The following is a 24,204-nucleotide window of genomic DNA, read 5'->3' on the forward strand; positions in this document are numbered from 1 at the left end:
AAATATGATGATGATAAATGAAGATTGTATGAATGAGTAATGAGTTGCTGTGTTCGTGATCTACCTGCTGTTTTTTCTTTTGGAAAGTGGTATTAAAGCTTAATAAAAAAAGCCGGCAACTTTTGAAGGATGCCGGCTCAAAATATAAATTATAAACCTGTTTATTCTTCTAAATAACCGAATTTGCCTTGATTGTAATCTGAAATGGCTTCGCTTATTTCTTTTTCTGTATTCATTAAAAAAGGGCCGTATTGTGCAATTGGTTCGTTAATCGGTTCCCCGCTTAAAATTAGAACTATACTATTTTCCAGGGCTTCAATACTAATTTCGGTTCCCTCATTTTTAAAATGAACGAAGTTATTGGCCGTTGTCGTTTCTTTGCCATTTATTTTAACCGAACCTTCAATTATCATAAAACCGGTATTATAGTTTGCAGGAAAGCTAAAACCAGCTTTTCCACCTTTATTTAACCTTGCATTGTATAATTCAATATGGGTAAAGGTACTTGCGTTGCCTTTTATGCTTTGATAGTTACCAGCTATAATTTCTATTTTACCGCCATTTTCAGGCAGGACAAAATTCGCCATATCAGCTTGTTTTACTGCCTGATATTTTGGTTTGCTCATTTTAAATTTTGCGGGTAAATTAACCCAAAGCTGAACCATTTGAAATGGTCCACCTTGTAAGCTGTAATTTTGCTCGTGATATTCTTTATGTAGAATTCCGCTGGCTGCAGTCATCCATTGTACATCACCCGGATAAATCTTGCCACTATTGCCTGAACTATCATGATGTGCAATGGCACCATGGTAAGCAATGGTAACGGTTTCGAAACCACGATGCGGATGTACACCAACACCACGAGGTTCTTTTCTTGCCGAAAATTCTATTCGAGAGCCATAATCCATCAAGAAAAACGGACTCATGTTTATTTTATACCCACCCGGGAAAAAATTGTGTACCCTAAAGCCATCGCCAACCATATGTGGCGCAGGTGCTTTTAATACACCGGCTATTTCTTTTGTTTCCATTACCTTTTAAATAATTAAGGCATGGGGCCTTGAGCATAACGGTCCTTTGCCCAAAGCTCTATGCTGTATTATGCTTGTTTCACAAACTGCAGTTCGCCTAAAATGCGTACTTCCTCGCTAACCATAACACCCCCGGTTTCTAAAGCAGCATTCCAGGTTAAACCGAAATCAGAACGGTTAATTTTTCCGCTCAAGGTGAAACCTGCTTTCGTATTGCCCCATGGATCGGTTGCAATACCGCCAAATTCTGCCGTCAATTTTACGGGTTTGGTTTCACCTTTAATGGTTAAATCACCTTTAATAAGATAATCATTACCATCTTTTTCAACAGATGAAGATTTGAATTCAATGTGTGCAAATTTCTCAGCATCAAAGAAATCAGCACTTTTTAAGTGGTTATCACGATCTTTATTTCCGGTATCGATCGAATCGATATCTCCTTTGAAAGAAATTTGTCCATTTTCAAATTCATCACCTTCAGAAGTTAAGTCTGCCGTGAAAGATTTTAAACTACCTGTTACGGTAGTAATCATTAAGTGTTTTACTTTAAATTGTAATTCGCTGTGGGTTGGATCTAAAGTCCATTTTGTAGTTGCCATATCTTTTTGTTTTTAAGGTATTTAATATATACAATACAAAAGTACAGCGCAGTTTTCTTACCGGGATTGATGTATGATAAGAAACCAGGATTAATAACCGGGATTTAAGGATTATAGGATTAACGTGCTTATTTAACCGGGATTTAAGGATTGTAAGATTTTCAGGATTAAAATATTTTATTAAACAGTTTCGAGCTAAGAACTAGTAAATAAAAATTATTTGCTTTTCTACATCTTATCATACAAAGCCCCCTGTCCTTAAAATCCTGGTCCTATGGGCGGAAATGCTTGTGCGCTAATTCTTTTCTTACACGGCTTAACGATTCAGGCGTAATACCCAAATATGATGCTATCATCCATTGAGGAACACGTAAAGTTAAATTCGGATATAGTTTTATAAAATCCAGGTAGCGCTCTTCAGCGGTTGCACTTAAAAGCATATTTATTCTTTTCTGCATAAAGCGGATAGAATTATGAAGTATGGTTACATTTAAAGCTAAGAGGCATGGTACCTTTCTGGATGCTTCACTCATAAAATTGTCTGGAACAATAACACTTTCTGTAGCTTCTATGGCTTCAATAAAAAACTCCGATGGTTCTTCATGCATTTGATTTCGATCGGAAATAAACCAGTTTTCAGGCGCAAACTGAATAATATGTTCTTTACCTTTTGCATCAATGGAATAAGATCTTAATAAACCCTTTCCAACAAAGAAGCCGTACTTCAGCATATCGCCCTTGTACTGTAAAATTTCGTTTTTATCGAATTTTTTTACCCTTAGTGTGGAGGAGATGCTATCAAATTGTTCGTCAGTTAATTCTATTTTAGACTGAAAATAATGCTTAAACTGATCAATCATACGGGGTGCGTTATTTTTTTATAGGTTTGATATCAGAAAAATCAACACCACATTTGCAATTGCCTCCGCAGCCATCTTTTTTAACCTGCAAAGATTTGTAAACCAAACGGCCTACATATACCAATGCAACGGCAAAGAGTAAAAAGACTAAAATCGTTTGCGTATTCATAATACAAATATAAGTCGCTTTTGGTATTTTGAATTCAGTTGAATGTAAATTATTGGCGCAAAGAAATTACCACAGAGACTCAAAGGCGTCAAAATTTTCCTTTGTGCTTTTTTACTGCACCCAAACCCTGTTAAAGTTTTGTAAGTTATTAACCCCACTAATTTGATTTGCCAAGGAAACACAGATTTGCGCGGAATTAATATCAATAATTTTCTGTGATTCAGTATTTCAAATAGCTACATTCTTTAAATAAATTTTTTTCTATACGGCTGTGGTGAAAACGCTTTGTGTGCTTTGCGTAAAACGCTGCGTAATTTGCGGTTAAAAAAAGTTATTCTTCCATAAAGCCAACCGTGCCGCCAACCCAATCGAAGTCTGCATTATAACGAACGCCAATCATTTTGCCCCGGCTTAATCTGGCCAGGTTAATACAAAGCTGAGGTTCGCCGCCGTCCGGCCATAAATACATCATTCTGATTTCTGCTTTTACGCCACCGTCAGGCGCCTGAACGGCAGGCTCATAGTTTACTTTTCGCTGCAAAATCCAATTTTCCGGGTCAGGAATATTTTTAATATCAGCTTCTGTAACATCTATTATTACGCCCATGCCGGCAAAAGAAAAAAGTGGCTTTAAAACGAAATTTTCCAAATCTGCAGGTATACTGTCTACCTGATTTAAAAACCGGGTTTGCGGAACAAACTCACTATTTAAAAAAGGCATTGTATACTTACTGATCCTGTAAAACCAGTTTGGGTGCGTTACCCATTCAATGTCGAGTTCTTCTCTGGGGTCGAAACTGTTTTTGAAGATTTCGGCATTGTCGGCAACTTCATCGAATATTAACCGGTTATAAATTCTTTTTAATTGAATTTGCTTTCCGTCTTTTTCGTAAAATAACTGCTTGCCGATTTTCCTGATTTCGTCTAAAGCCAGAATTTTAATACCGAGCATTTTTTGGGTTACAAAAAAGTCTATCGCCGTTTTCTGATTGGGCGCATCAACATCCATTAAAGCGACTTCATGAGGCTGATGATTCCCGATAATGACCTCTTTAAAGAGTTTAATGTATTGTTCTTCGTCAAAACCATTTAAGAAATGATTGGTTGATGTATCAATTTCGAAGCATTTACGAAAAGTATTGGAAAGATGTACCTGAAAACCGTAAAGCGATGGAAAGCCCTGCATTTCAATAAGCATGGGTGTTAATTCACCGGTATTATTTTTGCAGATGCCAAAATCAAAAGTTAAAAAATGCGGCTGTTCGTTTTCGTTTGGAACATTCCAATTAGAAGGGATTGAGTTTTGAGTTAACGCTTTAAAATTTGGCTGTTTAATCAGATTGATAATTTCTTCACCTGCGATAATTAACTTTTCTTTTAAAGCCTTAGGTACAAAAACAGGTGTTTCTGCTACCCGGAAAGGAATTTCGGGGAAGCCTGTTTCCAGTTCGAGCATGAAGTTTTTATACTTTTCTTCAGAAAACTGTTGGTTGTATTTTTGGCGTTGCGCAGGTATCATAGTTTTGAGTGTTTTCGTCATTGCGAGGCACGAAGCAATTCTACAACCATCGCTAAAGCATAAGATTGCTTCGTGCCTCGCAATGACGACCGTTTTATTCAGGCCTCCTGTAAATTTCCTATCGCTTTATTTAAGAAGTTAGGTAGAATAACACTTTGGGTTAATACAATTCTGGCCGGGTCATCTAAACTGTTAAGCATATCTAGATATTTTTGTTCTCCATGTAAATCGATAATGGCTTTTTTCTTTTCTTCCTGAAGCAGATACATCTTCATACCAACAGGGTCTGCCTCCGGGTGAAACTGGGTGCCAATAATCTCATCAGAAAAACGAATCGACATCATGCATCTTTCTAAATTAATATGCTTGCGTTCTTTTTCTATGGCCAGAAGTTTAGCCCCTTTTGTTTCAAAGGCAGCAAAATCCGGTTCAATTACTTGCCAGTCTCTGCTGTCCACTGAGAAAAATGGATTTGTGATGCCATCGAATACCTCATCTTTTTCGCCATCTTCAGTTAAAGTGATTGGAAAAATTCCAAAAGCATTCGAGCGCCTTTCGGTTACGTTCCCCAATTTGTATTTCCTGCAAGCCAACTGGAAGGAGTGGCAAATAAGAAAGGCGTATTTTTTTTTATCTGCACTTTTTGCATTGAAAGCTTCAATTTGATCCAACAGTTTAAAAAAATCATCTTCCCATTTTTCACCTTTACTTTCGATGGGGCTACCCGGACCTCCGCTGGAAATATAAGCATCGTATTCGATACCCGGTATTTCGCCTTTCTGTCTTAAGTCGAAAATATCGAAAGAAACGTTGATGGCGTTCTCATTTTTAAATCGGGATAAAATTTCCTGAATTCCCCGCATACCCTGATTGGGTGCACCGTTATTCATGTCAATAACGGCGACCTTTAAATCTCTTTTATCCATTGTAAAATTACTTTGCGCCAATAAGTGTTTGAGTGGTAATGTAGTCTACCACCGATTCAAAGTTACCGGTGTGCTGGTAAACTGCCAATTGCCTGTCTGCGCCTGTACCATGTTCCAATATTTTATGAACGTAATTTAAGTCGTTTCTACAGCCCAAACCATCCACAACATCATCCACAAAATCTAACAATTCTAAAATCAGGTTACGGCAATTGACTTCCATTTCCTTGCCGAAATCGATTAGGTTTCCATCGATTCCGTAGCGGGCAGCCCGCCATTTATTTTCGTTAATCAAGGCTCTCGAGTAACTGATAAACTCCATGTTTTGCAACCGAAGTTTATACAGTTTCGCACACAAAGCCTGGAATAAAGCGGTAAAGGCCATCGTTTCGTCAATTAACATAGGACAATCGCAAATACGGAACTCAACGGTATCGAAGAAAGGATGTACACGGATATCCCACCAGATTTTCTTTGCGTTATCCATGCAATTGGTTTTGATAAGTAGTTTTACATAATTATCATAATCTTCAATGCTGTTAAAAATATCAGGAATTCCGGTGCGTGGAAACTTATCGAAAATTTTTGTCCGAAAAGATTTATAACCTGTATTTCTGGCTTCCCAAAAAGGAGAGTTGGTTGACAGGGCAAATACATGCGGCAGGAAATATCTGACCTGATTTGCAATGTGAATGGCCAGTTCACGGGATTGAAAACCGACGTGGACATGCAGGCCGAAAATTAAATTTGACCGGGCTGCTTCCTGCAATTCATTAACAATTTCATTATAACGCGGGTGCTCTGTTATTAATTGTTTTTCCCAGTGGGAAAACGGATGCGTTCCGGCAGCACCTATTCTTAAACCTTGCTCACCTGCAAGTTGCGAAACGGTATATCTGAGCTGCGAAATTTCTTTACGGGCCTCTTCTGTTGTTCTGCAAATGCCGGTTCCAACTTCTACAACAGCCTGGTGCATTTCTGCTTTAACCTGGTCTTTATGTATTTTTTGAGCGGCCTCAACAATTTTTTGGTCATGCGACGTAAGTTCCCTGGTAACGGGATCAATTACCATATATTCTTCCTCTATGCCCAGCGTAAATTCATTCATTGTCATAATATTTGGTTAAAATCCCTTTTATTTTTTTGGAGCAGCCTTTTTAGCTGCCGCCGCTTTAGGTTTTGCAGGCGCTTTTGGTGCAGCCGGTTTAGCAATTAGCGGTTTACCCGCAACTGATGCTTTAATGTATTCACCCCAGGTTAAATTATCCTGTCCGGGTTTTTGTGCTTTTGCTCTTTCAATTGCGTAATTGGCCGTTGTTTCTACTACCCAGTCAAAATTTTCCTGTCCAACACTTTTAATATCCGCATCGGGTGCAGGGTTACAGAAATCGATAGCAATAGGCACACCGTCGCGAACAGCAAACTCTACGGTATTAAAATCGTAACCCAGATAATTACACAATTTCAACGTATATTCTTCAACGGTTTTAAGCAATTTTGCATCAGGCGCTTTACCATCAATAGCGTAACGCAAATGATGCGGATTACGGGGTTCGTATTGCATAATGCGTACATGTTTGCCACCGATGCAGTAACATCTGAAGTATTCATCAAAAATGATTTCTTCCTGTAAAAGCATAACCAGCTGATCGGTTCCGCTGTGTTTATCGAAAAAATCTTCCTTGTCATGGAGCTTGTAAACATCTCTCCATCCACCACCATCATAAGGTTTCATATATGCCGGAAAGCCTACATAATCAAAAATCGCATCCCAGTTCAAGGGCATGGTTAGGTTCGAAAAGGATTCGCCGGTTGTTCCCGTAGGATGTTGACGCGAAGGAATTAAAGCTGTTTTTGGAACCGGAACACCAATTTGTTCAGCTAATGCATTGTTAAAAAACTTTTCATCTGCACTCCACCAGAACGGATTGTTAATTACAGCGGTTCCGGTAATGGCAGCGTTTTTTAAAGAAGCACGATAAAAAGGAACATCCTGCGAAATACGATCGATAATTACCGCATAATCCAACGGGCTATTCTGAAGTATTTTTTCTATTTTAACTGGCTCAGCAGTAATGCCTTTTTCTGCTTTCTGATTAATTCTTTCTACAACGGCCTCCGGAAAAGAACGTTCCTGGCCAAATAATATTCCTATTTTTTTCATTGATTTTGATGTTTTTTCTTTCGTTGTTCGTCCTTCGTTATTTGCAATTCGTCTTTCGTTTTTGTTGTTCGTTTTTTTGAATAGTGAGCAACTAAAAAAATTTAATTTTTTAAAGCTGAGCAATGTAATTCGGAAACATTTCCCTCCAGATTGGCCAGTCATGGTCGGCATTCTGGCGGATATCCAACCAGTGATCTATTCCTTTACGGGCTAAAATATGTGATAAACGTTCATTATCTGGCTTACACATGTCTCTATCGGTTGTGCCTAAAACAATTTTCATGTAATGTAATTCCGGGTTACTATTATTCAGCAAGTAATCAACCGGGTTATTGAAATAAACATCATCATTGTAAAAACCATCCAGCTGGCCGCTGATATCAAAAGCGCCGCTCATGCTGAACATATGGCTAACCAACCATGGGTGCCTGAACGCAAAGTTAGCTGCGTGGTAGCCGCCGAAGCTGCAACCTGCTGTAATAATTTTGCTGTGTCCGGTTTCATGTCTGGCTAAAGGTGCTAATTCTTCCAGTAGATATTTGTCGTACCAAATGTGATTTTTAACTCTGTCTGCAGGATGTATGCTTTTGTTGTACCAGCTTAACTTATCTATGCCATCAGGACAATAAACCTTAATTTTTCCTTCATTAATAAAGCCTTCAACAGCATCTATTAATTTGAAGTCTTTATTTTCGAAATACCGCCCCATGCTCGTCGGGAACAACAGCACAGGGATACCACTGTGACCAAAGATGAGCATGTCTATTTCGGCGCTTAAATTAGGGCTGTACCATTTTTTATGTTCTTCTTTAACCATATATAAAATTGAATGTTTTAAGATAGAGATTTAATTCTATAAAATGAATTGAATTACCTTAAAATAAAGCGTATTGTAAAAATTGTTCCCTGATAATTAATAATTTATCAGGATTTGTACCTTTGCCGAAATTCTGAGGCATTGCCGGTGATAGGGGGTTTGAATATGATGTACACTACAATTTTATCAGTAAAAGTTAATTCCAGTAATTTTAAGATTCCTTCTGCTTACTTAAAGCGTGAAGTTGAAATAGATATTTATGCACCCGAAGGAATATTGGGTAACGAAAAAATAGAACTTCTTTTATTAAACGACGGACAGGATGTGGCTAAAATGAATTTCAAAGAAATTTTAGAAGAAGCACATCATAACAAAAGAAACCACAGGTTAATTGTTGTGGCCATTAAAGCATCGGCAGACAGGTTAATGGAATATGGTGTTGCAGGTGAACCTGATTTTAAGGGCCGTGGCGCAAAGGCTGATTTATATACCGACTTTGTAATTAAAGAATTATTACCATTTGTAAAGAAGAAAATAGCCATGCCGATAACCGGTAAGGTTGCTTTCGGAGGATTTTCGTTGGGCGGCCTATCTGCTTTTGATATCGCCTGGAATAATCCGGCAATTTTTGACGCTATCGGCGTTTTCTCGGGGGCATTCTGGTGGCGTAAAAAGGATTTGGCAGATGGTTATACCGATGCGGATAGAATTATGCATACCGTAATCGATTCAACGTCCACAAAACCGGATATGAAATTCTGGTTGATGACCGGGACTGAGGATGAAAAAGCAGACCGTAATAAAAACTTAATTATCGATTCTATTGATGATACCATAGATGTCGTAAAATCGCTGTTAAATAAGGGGTATAGACGGCCCGATAATCTTTTTTATTATGAAAAAGTAGGTGGTAAACATGATGTGCCAACCTGGGAAAGCGTTATGCCGGCTTTTTTAAACTGGGCTTTTGAGGTTTAGGACGCTCCTAATTTGCGGTCATTTCGAGCGGAGTGTTACGTAGTCGAGAAATTTATCTTGAGATAGATCGCTCTCCAGAATATTCGGGATGTTTCAGTCTAGTTAATGTTTATTTATCTGTAGCTTGGTGTCACACCAACCGAAATTCTCATTGATTTTTTTGCCTTACTGCACAATTTTTGCCTAGGTTCGCCGCCGCCGAAGGGCTCTTTCTTTTTGACATCAAAAAGAAACAAAAAATGCCGGCTGAAAATTTTTCTTTGAAAGTTAGTGAATTGGCCGGGTCAGTGGAGTCCGAAAAATTTGTTAGGCCGGAATTAAGCAGAACGGAGATGTTGTGCTGTGGCCAAGCTGGGCGGTAATGCAAATAGCCGTAGGTGATTTACAACAAATAATTACAAAATACCGCCAATGGTAGTCTTTATCGCAGGAAAGATGCTAGTTCCGAAGCTTCGGGACAGCATGGAGATTTTATGTAAAATTACTCATATTTCATAAAAATACCCGTATCAAAAATCGTCCATAAGCAACTGCGCTGACCGCATTTTTTTAATGCGCCATTGGCCCAGGTATTACAGGTTTTAAAAATACTGTAGCTGCCTTTGGCTTCGTAAAAAGCATCGCCAATATCGTAATGGATACCTGATCTAACCCTGATCAGGTGCCCCGTTTCGTTCTTTTTAAAAGCACTTAAAATATAATCGATCAATAGAATGTATTGTGCCTTACTGATCATAATTTTTTTACAGTTGGCATCTTCCCTGATGTTTTTATAATAGGTTGTGTGCATTGCAGATGTACTTAGCCCAGAAATCGCCCTTAAACCATTACTGAGTTTCAGATCGGAAAATTCAGGAGTTTCTAAGTAGAATTTTTTATCGCCCCAGCCCATGGCCAGGTATCGGAATGTACTGTCGGCCTCAAGCGTATTTTGATACCTGATTTCTTTCGTCCAGTTTATTTGCTGGGTAACAGCAGGCACCACAATATCGGTGTGTATGCCATTAGTCATGATGTAAATGGTAATTTCTTTTGGGTTTGCAGGATTGGGGTTTACAGTTATCCGTGAGCAGCAAAAGGCGGTGAGGAAATAAATCCCGATCAAAGCGATAAAAAAGATTAAAAATCTCGCAGTATATTTTAAGAGCCTTTTGTTCATGCTATCCTGGTTATTTTAGCTTTAATACAATATGGGTGTTTTAGGTAACCCTTTCCTGTTGCATATCGATTTTATTGATACAAGTATAGAAAACATGATTTTTTGCGGGCATAACTTATTCCCACTTTCACAGCATGATAAAAGGACTATTTGAAACGTATATTTACGTAGAGATGTGGATGATACATTGGAAAATCGGTTCAATTTCTCAAATCTAAGCAACTTCAGCCTTATAATTTTCTTAAAAGCGGCGATCACGGGCCCATAGTGCCTGCTTTAGCCATTTATTTTAACGATCCGGATGGGCATGCACTCGAATTTATCGCCATTTTAGAAGGCGAGGCCCGGGCCTGATTTGGGTGTGATTTCTAATCAGGACTGGTTGGATAGAGGTATTTAGGGTTTAGCCTGAATACGGAATTGTCATCCTGAGCTTGTGGAAGGATTTATGAAGTATTGCTTAAAGCATTTCGATAAGCTCAATGTGACAAATTGAGCAAATGATTTAACCAGCAAATTTCTGCAAGGCCTCGGCTGTTGATGCCAGAAAATTGATGTGTTTGCCTTTATTGCTTTCATAAATAAAATCTTTAATGCTTCGGCTCTGGTACGTGCTAAAGTCGCCTACTATGGCCAGGCTTACGCGATAATTCGAAAATTTTTGAAGAATTTCACCTGCAATTCCATTTTTGAGGTCGAAGAAATCAGGTGTAATATTTTGTTTATCAATAATAACTTTGTCAAACCCCTGGTAATATAAATTCCCTAACAAATCCAATCCGTCTTCAGTGTTATTTATGATTACATCTGTTGAAATAATTTCGGCGATATCGGTATTATTTATGGTATGTTTTTCGATTTTCATCTTTGCTTTAAACGGGGATGTAAGGTCTTAATGTATATTTTTTATTCTGGCTAATTTAAACATTATGTTTTTGAGTAGAGTCACTGTTCAAATCGGTTGATAGGTCGAAAAATGAAGCACATTGCTTTTCTAATTAAAAATGAGACAATTAGAACATTATCATAGCATTAAATAGTGACCTATATAGTAGAAAATCCATTTCTAAACACTATCTTTGCGCCAAATTTGAGGCGCATTTTATGCAAAAGATTAGAAATATAGCTATTATAGCACACGTTGACCATGGTAAAACCACGTTGGTTGATAAGATTTTACATTCTTGTTCTATTTTTCGTGACAACGAACAAACAGGAGATTTGATATTGGATAATAATGATTTAGAGCGCGAGCGTGGCATCACAATTGTATCTAAAAACGTTTCTGTTCAATATAAAGACGTAAAAATTAACATTATTGATACACCTGGTCACGCGGATTTCGGCGGTGAGGTAGAGCGTGTTTTAAAAATGGCCGATGGTGTACTTTTACTTTGCGATGCTTTTGAAGGTGCAATGCCTCAAACGCGTTTCGTAACGCAAAAAGCTTTAGCCCTTGGTTTAAAACCGATTGTGGTTGTAAACAAAGTGGATAAAGAAAACTGTCGCCCTGAAGAGGTTTATGAGCAAATCTTCGAATTGTTCTTTAACCTTGAAGCGACTGAAGATCAGTTAGACTTCCCGGTAATTTATGGTTCATCAAAACAAGGATGGATGAGTACAGATTGGAAAGTTCCAACGACCGATATTTTCGCTTTATTAGATGCTGTTGTGGCAAACATTCCGCCAGCGCCAATTAATGAAGGTACTTTACAAATGCAGATTACCTCTTTAGATTATTCATCTTTCGTAGGTCGTATTGCAATTGGTCGTGTGCACCGTGGCACCATTAAAGAAAACCAACCGGTTACTTTAATTAAACGTGATGGCAAAATTGTTAAATCAAGAGTAAAAGAACTTTATACTTTCGAAGGTCTAGGAAAAATCCGTACCACAGAAGTAAGTTCAGGTGATATTTGTGCTGTTGTAGGTATTGATGGTTTTGATATTGGTGATACCATCGCTGATTTTGAGGCACCAGAACAATTACCGGTAATCAGCATCGATGAACCAACAATGAACATGTTGTTCACAATTAACAACTCTCCATTTTTTGGTAAAGAAGGTAAATTAGTAACCTCTCAACGTATTAAAGAACGTTTATACAAGGAGATGGAGAAAAATTTGGCTTTAAAAGTTGTTGAAACAGCTTCTCCTGATGCATGGTTGGTTTACGGTCGTGGTATTCTCCATTTATCTGTATTAATTGAGACGATGCGTCGTGAAGGTTATGAGATTCAGGTTGGTCAGCCACAGGTTATCATTAAAGAAATTGATGGTAAAAAACATGAGCCAATTGAAACTTTAATCGTTGATGTACCGGGAGAGGTTTCGGGTAAAGTAATCGAATTGGTAACTCAACGTAAAGGTGAGTTGTTAATTATGGAGCCAAAAGGCGATTTACAGCACTTAGAATTTGAGATTCCGGCACGTGGAATTATTGGCTTGCGTAATAATGTACTAACAGCTACTGCTGGTGAGGCCATTATGGCACACCGTTTCAAAGCTTACGAGCCTTGGAAAGGTACAATTCCAGGCCGTTTAAATGGTGTGTTGGTTTCAATGGAAAAAGGACAAACTACTGCATATTCAATCGATAAGTTACAAGATAGAGGTCGTTTCTTTATTGATCCGGGAACGGATGTTTATGAAGGTCAGATTATGGGCGAGCATATCCGTGACAATGATTTAGTTGTAAACGTTGTTAAAGGAAAAGCATTAACCAACATGCGTGCATCTGGTACTGATGATAATACTCGTATAGCACCTGCAATTAAATTCTCGTTAGAAGAGGCAATGGAGTACATCCAGGCTGATGAATATATTGAGGTTACACCGCAAAGCATGCGTTTACGTAAAATCTTCTTAACAGAGCAAGAACGTAAAGTTAAAGGAAAGCAATTTGCTTAAACATTTAAGTCCCTTAAAGGGAATTAAAATACCTAAGCCCCGATGTAAATCGGGGCTTTTTTTGGTTTCAGATTTTTTCTATTATAATATAAAGTATCTGAGAAGTACCTAAGCCTGGTGCCGGTTTGGAATTAGTGAAAAACATGATAATTGGCTGTCTTCCCAAGTGTTCTGATGTCTTAGCGCTAATATCTTGTCAGTAATAAATTTCTGCAACAGATTAATGTGTTATTCGTTAATGCTTGCCCGGTATTAAACCGATTAAAGTTAATCAATCAATTATTTTTCTGTCAGGTAAAAATCAAAACAGGCAGGAATATAAAATTCTAACAGTTTTATGGCAATTGGTTTTTACGGCACATATAAATTTGTGTTTGTAACTAATCTACCATGTTAAAGAAGGCAATTTCCAACGTCGGGTTATTTCTTTTATCGGCATTATCATTACTTCCTTTATCAATTCTTTATGTATTAGCTGATGTGGTTTATCTGTTAATTTATTATGTTTTTGGTTATCGCAGAAAGGTTGTTCGGGAAAATCTTTTAAAAGCATTACCCGAAAAAAACCTTGCGGAAATCATCATTATTGAAAAACGATTTTATAAATACCTGGCCGATTTGATTTTTGAAATCGTGAAAATGAATAACATTTCGAGATCTGAGATAAGAAAACGATTTATATTTCATAACAAGGCACAAATAGAAGCCTATTTTGCTGATGGTAAAAGTGTTTTAATTTGTTCGGCACATTATGGTAACTGGGAATGGGGTACGCTGGGTATAGGCTTAAATTTTTCTGCCGATCATTATCCGATTTATAAACCTTTAAGCAATGCTGTTTTCGATGGCTGGTTTAGAAAAGTCCGCAGCCGTTTTGGCAATAAGCTTATCGCCATGCGACAGACCTTGAGGGCATTACAGGCAAGTAAGAACACATCAAGTCTGTTTAGTTTTGGTAATGATCAGGCACCATCAAAAGATGAATCTCATTATTGGACGAGTTTCTTGCATCAGCAAACATCTGTTCAGCTTGGCATTGAAAAAATTGCAAAAAAAACAAACCAGCCGATTTTCTATTTAAAAGTTAACTATATTAAAAGAGGTTATTACGAGGTTGATTGTATTCCGCTATGCCTGAATCCGGCGGAAACGGCAGCATTTGAAATTACTGAAATGCATACCAGGTTTTTAGAAAAAATTATCAGAGCCGAGCCCGCTTATTGGTTATGGAGCCATAAACGGTGGAAATATCAACCAAAATTTAATTAGCAACCTTGTATTTAGCAAATCTGGTTATCGGGCTTAATGTTTTATATTTGTAAGTCTAATCAGCATCAATGCGAATACTAAAAAAAGCGATATTTTATTTTTTTCTGACAGTCACCCTTTTCTTTGCCGGATTATTTATCTGGCATCCATACTTATTCAGGGTCTTAAAATACCGAACGCCAGGTGCTGTAACCTACAAGCAATTTCCTCAGGCAATAGTGCAAAAAAGTGATTCCGTTTTCCATTTTTATCACCCCGCAAAAATGAGAAATGATGTCGATACCCTTCGTGTGGAGGATGGTAACAATCAATCTGTTCCATTTACACAGTATTTTAAACAGGGAAGGTTAAATGCTTTTATAGTTATCAGAAACGATAGTGTACTCTATGAAAAATATAGTTCCGGATATACAGATAGTACGCTAACGACAATTTTTTCCGGTGCAAAAAGCATGGTTTCGATTATGTTAGGTAAAGCACTGGCAGATGGGAAAATTAAAAGCTTAAACGATAAGGTAACCCGATATGTTCCCGAACTTAAAGCAAATGCGGCTTTCCGTAACGTCACCATTAAAAATCTTTTAGATATGAAGTCGGGGCTTGAATTTCAGGATGCTTTGGGCGGTATTATTCAGGCGTTTTTTTCTGATGAGGCGAAATATTACTATACACACGATATGAAAGCTGAGCTAATGAAGGTTAAGCTTGTTAATAAGCCCGGAACAGTTTGGAAATACAAAAGCATCGATCCGATTTTGCTAGGCTGGGTTTTGGAAAAAGCCAGCGGTAAAACAGTAGCTCAATATTTTGAAGATAGCATCTGGCGAAAAGTCGGTGCAGCGCACGATGCCTCTTTTGGTTTGGATCATTCTGATGGTTTGGCAAATACGTCAAGCCGGTTTCAGGTAACTGCAATTGATTTGGCTAAAATTGGTCGCTTATACTTAAATAAAGGAAATTTTAACGGAAATCAGTTAGTACCTGAAAACTGGGTAGAGCAATCTGTCAATATTGGTAGTGAGAAACCTGCATCTGCTAAAGGCTGGCAAAAATCTGCACATCATTATCTGTGGTGGATTCCGCAAGAAGGCGAAAACGGCGATTATGCTGCGGAAGGAATGCTTGGGCAAAGATTGTATGTAGACCCGAAAACCAATACCATTATCGTTCAGTTTGCAGAACAGGGTGCAGGTAATTATCCCTACCGGAAAATAAGCAGGTATCTGGCTGGCTTGCCATTTCGTTATCCTTAATCTTTGGATTATTTAAACGCAAAGAAATAGCTGCAGAGAATACAATTTTAATATTCAGCTTAGCGTTCTTTGCGCTTGCTTTATTTTCTTTGCGGTTAAATTTTTAAAATACTACATTGCTTATCAATGGAGAACGAAGATGTAAAAATTCTGAAAAAGAAACCGATTTTTCCGGTTACGCCTGCCTTGCAAAAGTATCTTAGGCTTTATCAGCGTGAAGCAAAACTACCCATTTCTTACAATGATTTGATGCAGTTTAACGAAGCCTTTCCATTAATGGATAAATTCGGGAAAGACTCGCTTTGGGAAGGACCAATTTACGCCCAGGATTTAATCGAAAAATTACATGATGGATTAAAAGAAATCTATGCAAACTTAAAAGCTTCAGGAAATCTTCGAATTGTTGAACACAAATACATCGATAAAATTGAATATTGCACTTTCGGAAATACCCATCCTTTCAGAATCCGGATTGTAAACCGATTGAACGATGTTTACGATTATTTCTACATCAAAAAAGCAGATGCGTCGAGGATTTACGGATTAGAACTGGAGGAAATTTTATCACCAAATCAGGTGAATTACCTGGTAGACGGTAATACTTTAGTTGAAGAGCATATCGCCGGAATTCCGGGTGATGTTTTTACTCAAGGACAGCTTTACTCGCCCGAATTTAATCCAACACGGATTGCAAAAGAGTTTGTAAAGTTTAACGAACGCTGCTTAATTATGCTTTTAGGCGATATGAGGGCATATAATTTCGTTGTCCAGATTACACCCGATTTTGACGATATCCAATTTCGAATCAGGGCTATAGATTTCGACCAGCAGTTTTACGAAGGAAATTTAAAGGTTTACCTGCCGCAATTTTTTAAGGAAAATTTACCTTATGTAAAAATGAGCATGGAGCAGCTAACTGAAAAAACTGTTCTGCAATACCAACAGGAAGAACGCTCCTCAATTGTTCATCGCGTTAGAAGTGAGCGCCACAGGTTAGCCGATTTACGTGATGTATCCAATAAAGAAGCTTTAACCACACCTGAAAACATCGCTTTGCTTAAACAGTCTATGGCTGATTATTTTAAAGATCAGAATTATTTAAGGTGTAAAACCATGACTGATATTATAGAGCTCAATATTAAAAATATCATCAGGCAGGTTAAGCTTTAAAATAAAAACGGCCGGTTAATTTAACCAGCCGCCTTTTGAGTAATTTAGGAGAGCGTTCAAAGCATTTAGGCATGCTGCCCTTCATGCACACCTTCTGCAAATTCCTCAACAATTTTATCATTAAAGGCAGGTAAATCTTTTGGTGTACGGCTGGTTACCAAACCTTGATCGACAACTACTTCTTCATCAGACCAATCTGCACCGGCATTAATCAGATCCTGAGCGATATTTTTTACAGATGTTAGTTTTCTTCCCTTAACAACATCAGCGTTTATTAGAGTTTGTGGTCCATGGCAGATTGCAGCTACCGGTTTGCCGGCTTCAAAAAATGCTTTAACAAACGAAATAGCATCTTCATTTACACGCAACTGATCGGGATTGATAACGCCTCCTGGTAAAAGCAAGCCATTATAATCATCAGCATTTGCTTCAGATATTGTTTTATCTACATCAACCTCAATCGACCAATGGTCTTGGTCCCATGCCTTTATTTTTCCACTTTTTGAGGAGATAACGTGAACAGTTGCGCCTTCTTCTTTTAACCTTTTTACCGGCTCGGTTAATTCTACTTCTTCAAATCCGCTTTCTGAAAGTACAGCAATTGTGCGGTTACTTAATTGTCCCATAATATTATGTTTTTTATAAATAGATGTATAAAAGACACTTATAAAATGAGATTGTTTTTAAAATTAGGATTTGGATTGCTGTTTTGTCATTATGAACATAGTATAGAATCTCTTGACTATGATAAAAAGCGTTCAATAAATTACTTAAGAGGAGGTGTTTGTCAAAAATTCCATAGTGCTTATCGGTTGTGGATTCTTCGTTGCTCTCAGAATGACAAAGACACGTTTCTTATGTTAATCATTAGTTCTTCTATTTTTCAGGAAATAGAAAGCCAGATTGCCCGCAATTACAACGTGGCTGAGAATATTCGGTATTAAACCATAATATTTTGAAAAAATTTGAAACCGTTCTCTGAGGCTTTCACGGTGCTTTTTCTTGCTCATTCCCCCAACCAGGTATTTGGCAACATAGCGATGAACATTAATAATATTTGATGATTTTTTTGCGGCTTTAATTATCCAATCGATGTCAGAGCTATACTTGTATTTTAAATCGTATGGTACAGTTATACTTCGTTTAATATAAATTGCCTGGTGACTTACATTCATGCCAAACCGAAAGCTTTTCCAGCTGAATTCTTCCGGGGCTTCATGTCGTCTTCTGCCCAGGCTTTCCCAATTATCGTTGTACATTTCTGTTTCACCATAATAAATATCGGCGCCAGAAGCCGAAGCGAAAACAGCCTCAACCGTATGTTCGTCGTAAATTTCATCGCCCGAATTCATAAACAAAACATAATCTCCTTTAGCCAGGGCAAGGCCTTTGTTCATTGCATCATAAATGCCTTTATCGGGTTCAGAAACAATTTTTGAAATTTGTGCTTTGTATTTTTCAATAACCGCTAATGTGCCATCAGTAGATTTTCCATCGATGATAATATACTCTATTTCCTTGTGCGTTTGGTTTAAAACAGATTTTATCGTTCGCTCAATGTCGCGAACGTTATTATACACAATGGTGATTACAGAGAGCTTTGGCATATTTTAGTCCATTAATTTTTTTAGGGTTTCCACATCAGGCAAAACACCTTTATATGCTGCGGGTAAAACAGTACTTGTTTTATATGTAGAAATACCCATTGCCTTATTAAAATCTCTGAAAGAAAATTCGACTATCTTATTTTTCTTTTCTTTACAAAGGATAATTCCAATTGATGCTTGCTCATGTGGCTGTTTTACATATTCATCTAAAGCGGACAGATAGAAATTCATTTTGCCCATATATTCAGGCTTAAATTTACCGGTTTTCAGTTCAAAAACAACCAGACATTGTAAGCGGCGATTAAAAAATAAGAGGTCTAAAAAGTATTCCTCATCTTCTACAATTAACCGAAATTGATTACCAATAAATGCAAAATCAGAACCTAAAGACATTAGGAATTTCTTGATGTTTTGAACGATTTCACTTTCTAAAACCCGCTCGTCTTTATCATCGTTATCTTCAATATTGATGAAATCCAGCAGGTATTCATCTTTAAATGATTGCAGGGCTTTTTGCCTTAATTCATCGTTGGTTATTGTTTTTGAAAAAAAATTGTTGGGTAAGCTACCCGTTTTTTGAAAAGTTTGATTGTTTAAATGATTTTTTAGCGTGCTTAAACTCCAAAATTCGGTGGCTGTTTTTTGAATGTAAAATATTCTTTCTTCTATTTTTTGAGTGCCTTGTATGATTTCTAAATGATGCGAAAAACTTAATCCAAAAAATGATTTTTCCAATTGGGCCGACACTGTCGGTCTAAATTTAATTTCCTCTAAATCAATAGCTTGTAATTGGTCCGACAGTGTCGGTCTAATTTGAATTTGTTCTTCCCAGGATTCAAAAAACAATCTCATTTGCTTTATATTAGTTGCTGAAAAACCTCTTAAACCAGGCAATTCTGCCTGTAAATCAGCTGAAAGATTTTCGATAACTTTTGCGCCCCACTTTTCCTCTTCAATTTTTTGGGAAATAAATTTGCCTACGGCAAAGTAAAGTATTAAAAGTTCTTTGTTAACGAGAGCGGCAGCCCGATAACGGCTCTGAAGAATCGCTGATTTAAGCACTTTGATATTATCGAGATGGCTTTTAGATAGTTCCATGTTACTTCGGTTGCAAATCAATCAGCATTTCATACAAATGAATATGCGCTGCAGCAATAACTTCTTCCGAGAAATCAGTTAATATGCCTAACCTTGCTGCTTTTTGAACTTCTTCTTTATTTGGACGATGATAAAGCCATTCTATTCCATTTGCTAAATCTGCAGCATTTTGGTATTCTGCCAGGTAACCATTTTTCTGGTGTTTAACCATATCCGGAATTCCACCGGTTGTAAAAGCAATTACCGGCGTAGCGCAAGCAAGGCTTTCCATTACCGTATTCGGTAAATTATCTTCGAGCGATGGTGTGATGAAAGCATCTGCTGCCGAGTAACATTTAGCTAAGTGTTCATCTTTATTTATGGTACCCAAAAAGGTAGTTTTGAAGGGAAATTCGGGCATTTCTGCATTTTCTTTGTTTCCGAAAATAACAAGTTCAATGTTTTCTTTATGAATTCCTTTTCTGCGGGATAAAATCTCCAGGGCTTCAACTAAATATGGTGTTCCTTTATGTTTATCATTTTTTGAGGGCATAAAGCCACTCATTAATACAAATTTATCGGGATTGATTTTCAGAATTTTCTTAGCCTCGGCCTTAACATAAGGCTTAAAAATATTGGTTTCGATGGTATTCGGGATTACAGAGGTTTTTCTGGTACCTAACAAACTGCTAAATTTAACCGATGCGGCCATCCAGTTACTCGGCGCAACAATATGAAAGTTTAATTCGGAATAGGCTTTTTGTTTCCGAAGCCAGTTTTTATGGGAAATATCGCCGGGTCCGCTAATTTTCAAAATCGGGCAATTACCACACTGCTGATGGAAATTTTCGCAACCATAACGCACATGGCAACCACCTGTAAATGCATTGCTGTCATGAAAGGTCCAGACAATCGGTTTCTCCAGCTCATCAAGCGCTGCTAAAAATTTAGGGGTAAGGAAACCATGGTTTACCCAATGTAAATGAATTACGTCAGCACTTTTTACGTCGGGATGGTTTTTTATAGAATGCCCGAACCACTGTAAGCTGAAGGGCGTTTTAACCGATTTACTTAACCATTTTGAATAATATCTTTCGGATAAAATATTATAAACAGCTTTGGCTTTTTGAAAAGGCGATTTGCTAAATGTGTCTACTTTTGGGTTTTGTCCGAATTTATAATAAACCAAAACTTTCGAATCAATTCCACTGGCCTTCAGGGCATCGCTAAGGCGTAAACAGGCTCGTCCTGCGCCGCCGTTTCCATCGTACGTATTTAGGTGTAAAATCTTCAAATCAATTCAAAAATACATTTTATTGTTTACGAATATAAAATCTGTTGCGTATTTTCATCCATCCAAAGCCAAACAAACAAAATCATGATTAAAACCCTACTAAAATCGCTTGCGGCAATAGCGTTTTTGTTGCCTTTCAATTCATTTTCTCAAGGTCAAACTTATTTTGCGGCATACCCTGCTTTAACGCCCGATGCGCAAACAATCGTATTTAGCTACGATGGCGACATCTGGAAAGTTCCTGTAAAAGGCGGACTTGCTTCGAGAATTACCGCAATGCAAGGTGAAGAAATTAATCCAAAAGTATCTCCCGATGGCAAGTGGATGGCTTTTTCTTCCAATCAATATGGAAACTATGATGTTTACATCATGCCTTTAGCAGGTGGTGATATTAAACAACTTACTTTTAACGATGCATCGGATGAAGTTGATAACTGGAGCTGGGATTCGAAAACAATCTATTTTACTTCAGGAAGATTTAATTCTTTTTCGAGCTATAAAGTTGGTGTAAACGGTGGTACCGCCGTTCGCTTATTCGAAAACTTTTTTAATACTACACATCATATTGCCGAAGCACCTGATGGCGAATTATTTTTTAGTGATACCTGGGAAAGCTACCGTTTTGCCAACAGAAAGCATTATAAAGGTGCTTATAATCCCGATATTCAATCTTACAATCCAAAAACCAAAGCATATAAACAATACACCAATTACCTTGGAAAGGATTTCTGGACAAGTGTAGATTCAAAAGGAAATGTTTTTTTCGTTTCTGATGAGGGGAATGAAGAATACAATCTTTATACTTTTTTGAGCGGGAAAAAAACTGCGCTTACCAATTTCGATACTTCAATAAAACGTCCTTTCGTTTCCGCAAACGGAACAACCATCGTTTTCGAAAAAGATTACCAGCTTTACACTTACGACGTTGCAACGAAAAAAACGGAGAAAGTAAATATCAGCACTTCGCGTAATCAGGTTTTAACGAAAGCACAGGAATATGATGTTAAAGGAAATATTTCGGCTTTTGATGTGGCGCCTGACGGTAAAAAAATTGCTTTTGTTTCCCGTGGCGAACTTTTTGTAAGTGATGCGGATGGAAAATTTATCCGCAAAATAACCAATAGCGGCGAGCGGGCAATGCAATGTAAATGGCTTGCTGATAATAAAACCATCTTGTTTTGCCAAACCTGGAATGGGTATCAAAACTGGTTTACCATAACAGGCGACGGAAAAGGAACACCTAAACAGATCACAAAAGATAAGGCAAATGACCGCGATATCACGCTGAATAAAACCCGGACAATGGGTGTTTATTTGAGCGGTAGAAATGAATTAAAACTTTTGGATTTGAAAACTTTCGAAAGCAAAACCCTGGTAACAGATGAGTTCTGGGCGATTCAGAATTCTACGCCAAGCTTCTCACCAAATGATGAATATGTGCTATTTACAGCTTACAGAAACTTTGAGCAGGATATTTTAGTCCATAGCATCAAAGGAAATAAAACCATCAACTTGACAAATACAGGTGTTACTGAAACAGCTCCGGCCTGGTCGCCAGATGGAAAATACATATACTTTACAAGCGCCAGAACCGACCCTTTTTATCCATCGGGAAGTGAAAATGTTCACATCTACCGCATGGCACTAAATAACTACGATACGCCTTTCCGCTCAGATAAGTTTGATGATTTGTTTAAAGAAACTGCTCCTGAACCAAAAGATGTAAAGCCTGCCGTTACGGATAAGAAAAATACAAAAACGGCCGATACTGCTAAAAAGAAAACTGATGCTAAACCGACGCCAAAACCTGCAAGCATCATCACGATTAACACGCAGAATATTTTGGATAGGGTAGAACTGGTTAGCCCGGGTTTTGGAAGCCAGTTCGGTACCGATGTTTTTGCTAAAGGCGATAAAACTTATGTTTTTTACTCCTCTAACCACGAAGGCGGCAAAGCTGCTGTTTACCGGACTACAATAGAACCTTTCGAGGCCAATAAAACTGAAAAAGTTGGAGAAGGAGAGGATTACAGCATTATTCAGGTTGGCGATAAGTTTTTTACGCTTGCAGGCGGCGTAATCAACAAATACAACCTCGATGGCAACAAACTCGATAAAATTGACCATGGTTACAAATTTGCCAGAAACCTTAATGCAGAGTTTAACCAGATGTTTTACGAAACCTGGGTGGGTTTAGATGAAAATTTCTACGATGAAAACTTTCATGGTGTGGACTGGGAAAAGATGAAAACCCGTTATGCGGCTTATTTACCGTATGTTAATAACCGTAGCGACTTAAGGATATTACTGAACGATATGTTGGGCGAACTAAATTCATCGCATATGGGTTTCAATAGTGTCGGTGCCGAAGAACGCAAGAACTTAAATTACATCACCAACCAAACGGGAATTATGTTCAACAACGAAAACCCTTATAAGGTTGACAGAATTATTGCGAAAAGCAATGCCTCTTACAATGGTGTAAATATTTTGCCTGGCGATGTTTTAACTGCTGTAAATGGTACACAGGTTGATGACAAAACAGATCGCGATTTCTACTTCAGTAAGCCTTCTTTAGATAAGGAAATGACTTTGACCTTTACCCGCGGTGGAAAGGAAGTTTTTGTAAATATTCATCCCCAAAGTTCAGGCGCTTTAAAAAATAACCTGTATGATGAGTGGATTACCAAAAACCGTCAGAATGTAGATAAATGGGGTAATAACCGCATTGCATATTCTTACATGAAAAACATGGGTGCCGGAGAATTAGAGCGGTTTATGCTGGATATGGTTGAGCAGGAAGAAAATAAAGAAGCCATCATTTTAGATTTACGTTACAACACAGGTGGAAATGTTCATGATGCGGTGCTGAAGTTTCTTTCTCAAAAGCCTTATTTAAAATGGAAATATCGCGGGGGCAAAATGGCACCTCAGAGCAATTTTGGTCCGGCAGTAAAGCCCATTGTATTGTTGGTTAACGAGCAGTCGTTAAGTGATGCCGAAATGACTGCAGCGGGATTTAAGCAATTGAAACTGGGTAAAATTATTGGGACAGAAACCTATCGCTGGATTATTTTTACCTCGGCAAAAGGCCTGGTTGACGGTTCTTCTTACCGTTTACCATCATGGGGTTGTTATACCATGGATGGGAAAAATATCGAGAAAGAAGGTGTTAAGCCTGATATTTTTGTGAAAAATACTTTTGAAGACCGGCTTGCTGATAAAGACCCTCAATTAGAAAAGGCAGTTGCCGAAATTTTGAAAGATTTGAAGTAGGGTTAATCGTTCAACTGTTAAATTGGTTAATTGTGTATAGCATTGCGTCGTTTACAATTAACCAATTATACACTTTAAACAGTTAATCAATTTATACAGTTAACCAAATTTTTCCGTTTCTTTGGT

At 37.8% G+C, this 24,204-nt stretch carries 21 protein-coding genes; 6 read left to right on the forward strand and 15 right to left on the reverse strand.

Annotated features, from left to right (window positions below):
• Positions 1-161: 161 nt before the first annotated feature.
• From O0931_RS13260 to O0931_RS13300, 9 genes are all read right to left on the reverse strand, one after another.
• Positions 162-1,031, reverse strand: coding sequence for a pirin family protein (locus O0931_RS13260; protein ID WP_269416054.1), 870 nt, complete (start codon positions 1,029-1,031; stop codon positions 162-164).
• Positions 1,032-1,099: 68 nt separating this feature from the next.
• On the reverse strand, positions 1,100-1,630 hold the full coding sequence (locus tag O0931_RS13265) for a YceI family protein (RefSeq protein WP_269416055.1): 531 nt from the start codon (positions 1,628-1,630) through the stop codon (positions 1,100-1,102).
• A 272-nt stretch (positions 1,631-1,902) separates the two neighbouring features.
• Positions 1,903-2,490, reverse strand: a complete 588-nt coding sequence (locus O0931_RS13270) for a Crp/Fnr family transcriptional regulator (RefSeq protein WP_269416056.1) — start codon at positions 2,488-2,490, stop codon at positions 1,903-1,905.
• A gap of 10 nt (positions 2,491-2,500) precedes the next feature.
• Positions 2,501-2,659 carry a FeoB-associated Cys-rich membrane protein gene (locus O0931_RS13275; RefSeq protein WP_269416057.1) on the reverse strand — a complete coding sequence of 53 codons (159 nt, stop codon included), beginning with the start codon at positions 2,657-2,659 and terminating at the stop codon, positions 2,501-2,503.
• Between the two features lie 331 nt (positions 2,660-2,990).
• Complete coding sequence (locus O0931_RS13280) at positions 2,991-4,178, reverse strand: ATP-grasp domain-containing protein (RefSeq protein ID WP_269416058.1); 1,188 nt, start codon at positions 4,176-4,178, stop codon at positions 2,991-2,993.
• A 98-nt stretch (positions 4,179-4,276) separates the two neighbouring features.
• Entirely contained in the window at positions 4,277-5,104 is an 828-nt protein-coding gene (locus O0931_RS13285) for a type 1 glutamine amidotransferase (protein ID WP_269416059.1), read from the reverse strand.
• Positions 5,105-5,111: 7 nt separating this feature from the next.
• Positions 5,112-6,212, reverse strand: coding sequence for a carboxylate-amine ligase (locus O0931_RS13290; protein WP_269416060.1), 1,101 nt, complete (start codon positions 6,210-6,212; stop codon positions 5,112-5,114).
• 27 nt (positions 6,213-6,239) lie between these two features.
• Complete coding sequence (locus tag O0931_RS13295) at positions 6,240-7,268, reverse strand: ATP-grasp domain-containing protein (protein WP_269416061.1); 1,029 nt, start codon at positions 7,266-7,268, stop codon at positions 6,240-6,242.
• Positions 7,269-7,377: 109 nt separating this feature from the next.
• Positions 7,378-8,085: an esterase family protein gene (locus tag O0931_RS13300; RefSeq protein WP_269416062.1), complete on the reverse strand. Its 708-nt coding sequence runs from the start codon at positions 8,083-8,085 to the stop codon at positions 7,378-7,380.
• 165 nt (positions 8,086-8,250) lie between these two features.
• Here O0931_RS13300 and O0931_RS13305 point away from each other — a divergent pair, with 165 nt between their 5' ends.
• Positions 8,251-9,063: an alpha/beta hydrolase gene (locus O0931_RS13305; protein WP_269416063.1), complete on the forward strand. Its 813-nt coding sequence runs from the start codon at positions 8,251-8,253 to the stop codon at positions 9,061-9,063.
• Positions 9,064-9,544: 481 nt separating this feature from the next.
• On the opposite strand, the gene O0931_RS13310 is transcribed toward O0931_RS13305, so the two are convergent.
• Together O0931_RS13310 and O0931_RS13315 are read right to left on the reverse strand one after the other, a co-directional pair.
• Positions 9,545-10,222: a TIGR02117 family protein gene (locus O0931_RS13310; RefSeq protein ID WP_269416064.1), complete on the reverse strand. Its 678-nt coding sequence runs from the start codon at positions 10,220-10,222 to the stop codon at positions 9,545-9,547.
• Between the two features lie 505 nt (positions 10,223-10,727).
• Positions 10,728-11,087, reverse strand: coding sequence for a DUF4180 domain-containing protein (locus tag O0931_RS13315; RefSeq protein WP_269416065.1), 360 nt, complete (start codon positions 11,085-11,087; stop codon positions 10,728-10,730).
• A 239-nt stretch (positions 11,088-11,326) separates the two neighbouring features.
• On the opposite strand from O0931_RS13315, the gene typA reads away from it, so the two are divergent.
• From typA to O0931_RS13335, 4 genes are all read left to right on the forward strand, one after another.
• Complete coding sequence (gene typA / locus O0931_RS13320; protein ID WP_269416066.1) at positions 11,327-13,132, forward strand: translational GTPase TypA; 1,806 nt, start codon at positions 11,327-11,329, stop codon at positions 13,130-13,132.
• A 390-nt stretch (positions 13,133-13,522) separates the two neighbouring features.
• On the forward strand, positions 13,523-14,401 hold the full coding sequence (locus O0931_RS13325) for a lysophospholipid acyltransferase family protein (RefSeq protein ID WP_269416067.1): 879 nt from the start codon (positions 13,523-13,525) through the stop codon (positions 14,399-14,401).
• A 68-nt stretch (positions 14,402-14,469) separates the two neighbouring features.
• Positions 14,470-15,654: a serine hydrolase domain-containing protein gene (locus O0931_RS13330; protein ID WP_269416068.1), complete on the forward strand. Its 1,185-nt coding sequence runs from the start codon at positions 14,470-14,472 to the stop codon at positions 15,652-15,654.
• A gap of 126 nt (positions 15,655-15,780) precedes the next feature.
• Complete coding sequence (locus O0931_RS13335; protein ID WP_269416069.1) at positions 15,781-16,824, forward strand: hypothetical protein; 1,044 nt, start codon at positions 15,781-15,783, stop codon at positions 16,822-16,824.
• Between the two features lie 65 nt (positions 16,825-16,889).
• On the opposite strand, the gene O0931_RS13340 is transcribed toward O0931_RS13335, so the two are convergent.
• The 4 genes from O0931_RS13340 to O0931_RS13355 all read right to left on the reverse strand — a co-directional run bounded on the left by O0931_RS13340 (position 16,890) and on the right by O0931_RS13355 (position 20,802).
• Positions 16,890-17,450: a type 1 glutamine amidotransferase domain-containing protein gene (locus tag O0931_RS13340; RefSeq protein ID WP_269416070.1), complete on the reverse strand. Its 561-nt coding sequence runs from the start codon at positions 17,448-17,450 to the stop codon at positions 16,890-16,892.
• A 234-nt stretch (positions 17,451-17,684) separates the two neighbouring features.
• Positions 17,685-18,431: a glycosyltransferase family 2 protein gene (locus tag O0931_RS13345; RefSeq protein ID WP_269416071.1), complete on the reverse strand. Its 747-nt coding sequence runs from the start codon at positions 18,429-18,431 to the stop codon at positions 17,685-17,687.
• Positions 18,432-18,434: 3 nt separating this feature from the next.
• Positions 18,435-19,529, reverse strand: a complete 1,095-nt coding sequence (locus tag O0931_RS13350; RefSeq protein ID WP_269416072.1) for a PDDEXK nuclease domain-containing protein — start codon at positions 19,527-19,529, stop codon at positions 18,435-18,437.
• Between the two features lies 1 nt (position 19,530).
• Entirely contained in the window at positions 19,531-20,802 is a 1,272-nt protein-coding gene (locus O0931_RS13355) for a glycosyltransferase (protein WP_269416073.1), read from the reverse strand.
• Positions 20,803-20,886: 84 nt separating this feature from the next.
• Between O0931_RS13355 and O0931_RS13360 the strand changes: the two genes are divergently transcribed.
• Positions 20,887-24,078 carry a S41 family peptidase gene (locus tag O0931_RS13360; RefSeq protein ID WP_269416074.1) on the forward strand — a complete coding sequence of 1,064 codons (3,192 nt, stop codon included), beginning with the start codon at positions 20,887-20,889 and terminating at the stop codon, positions 24,076-24,078.
• The last annotated feature ends 126 nt before the right edge of the window (positions 24,079-24,204 follow it).

Origin of the sequence: Pedobacter rhodius (assembly GCF_027213645.1) — a bacterium.
Lineage (GTDB): Bacteria > Bacteroidota > Bacteroidia > Sphingobacteriales > Sphingobacteriaceae > Pedobacter > Pedobacter rhodius.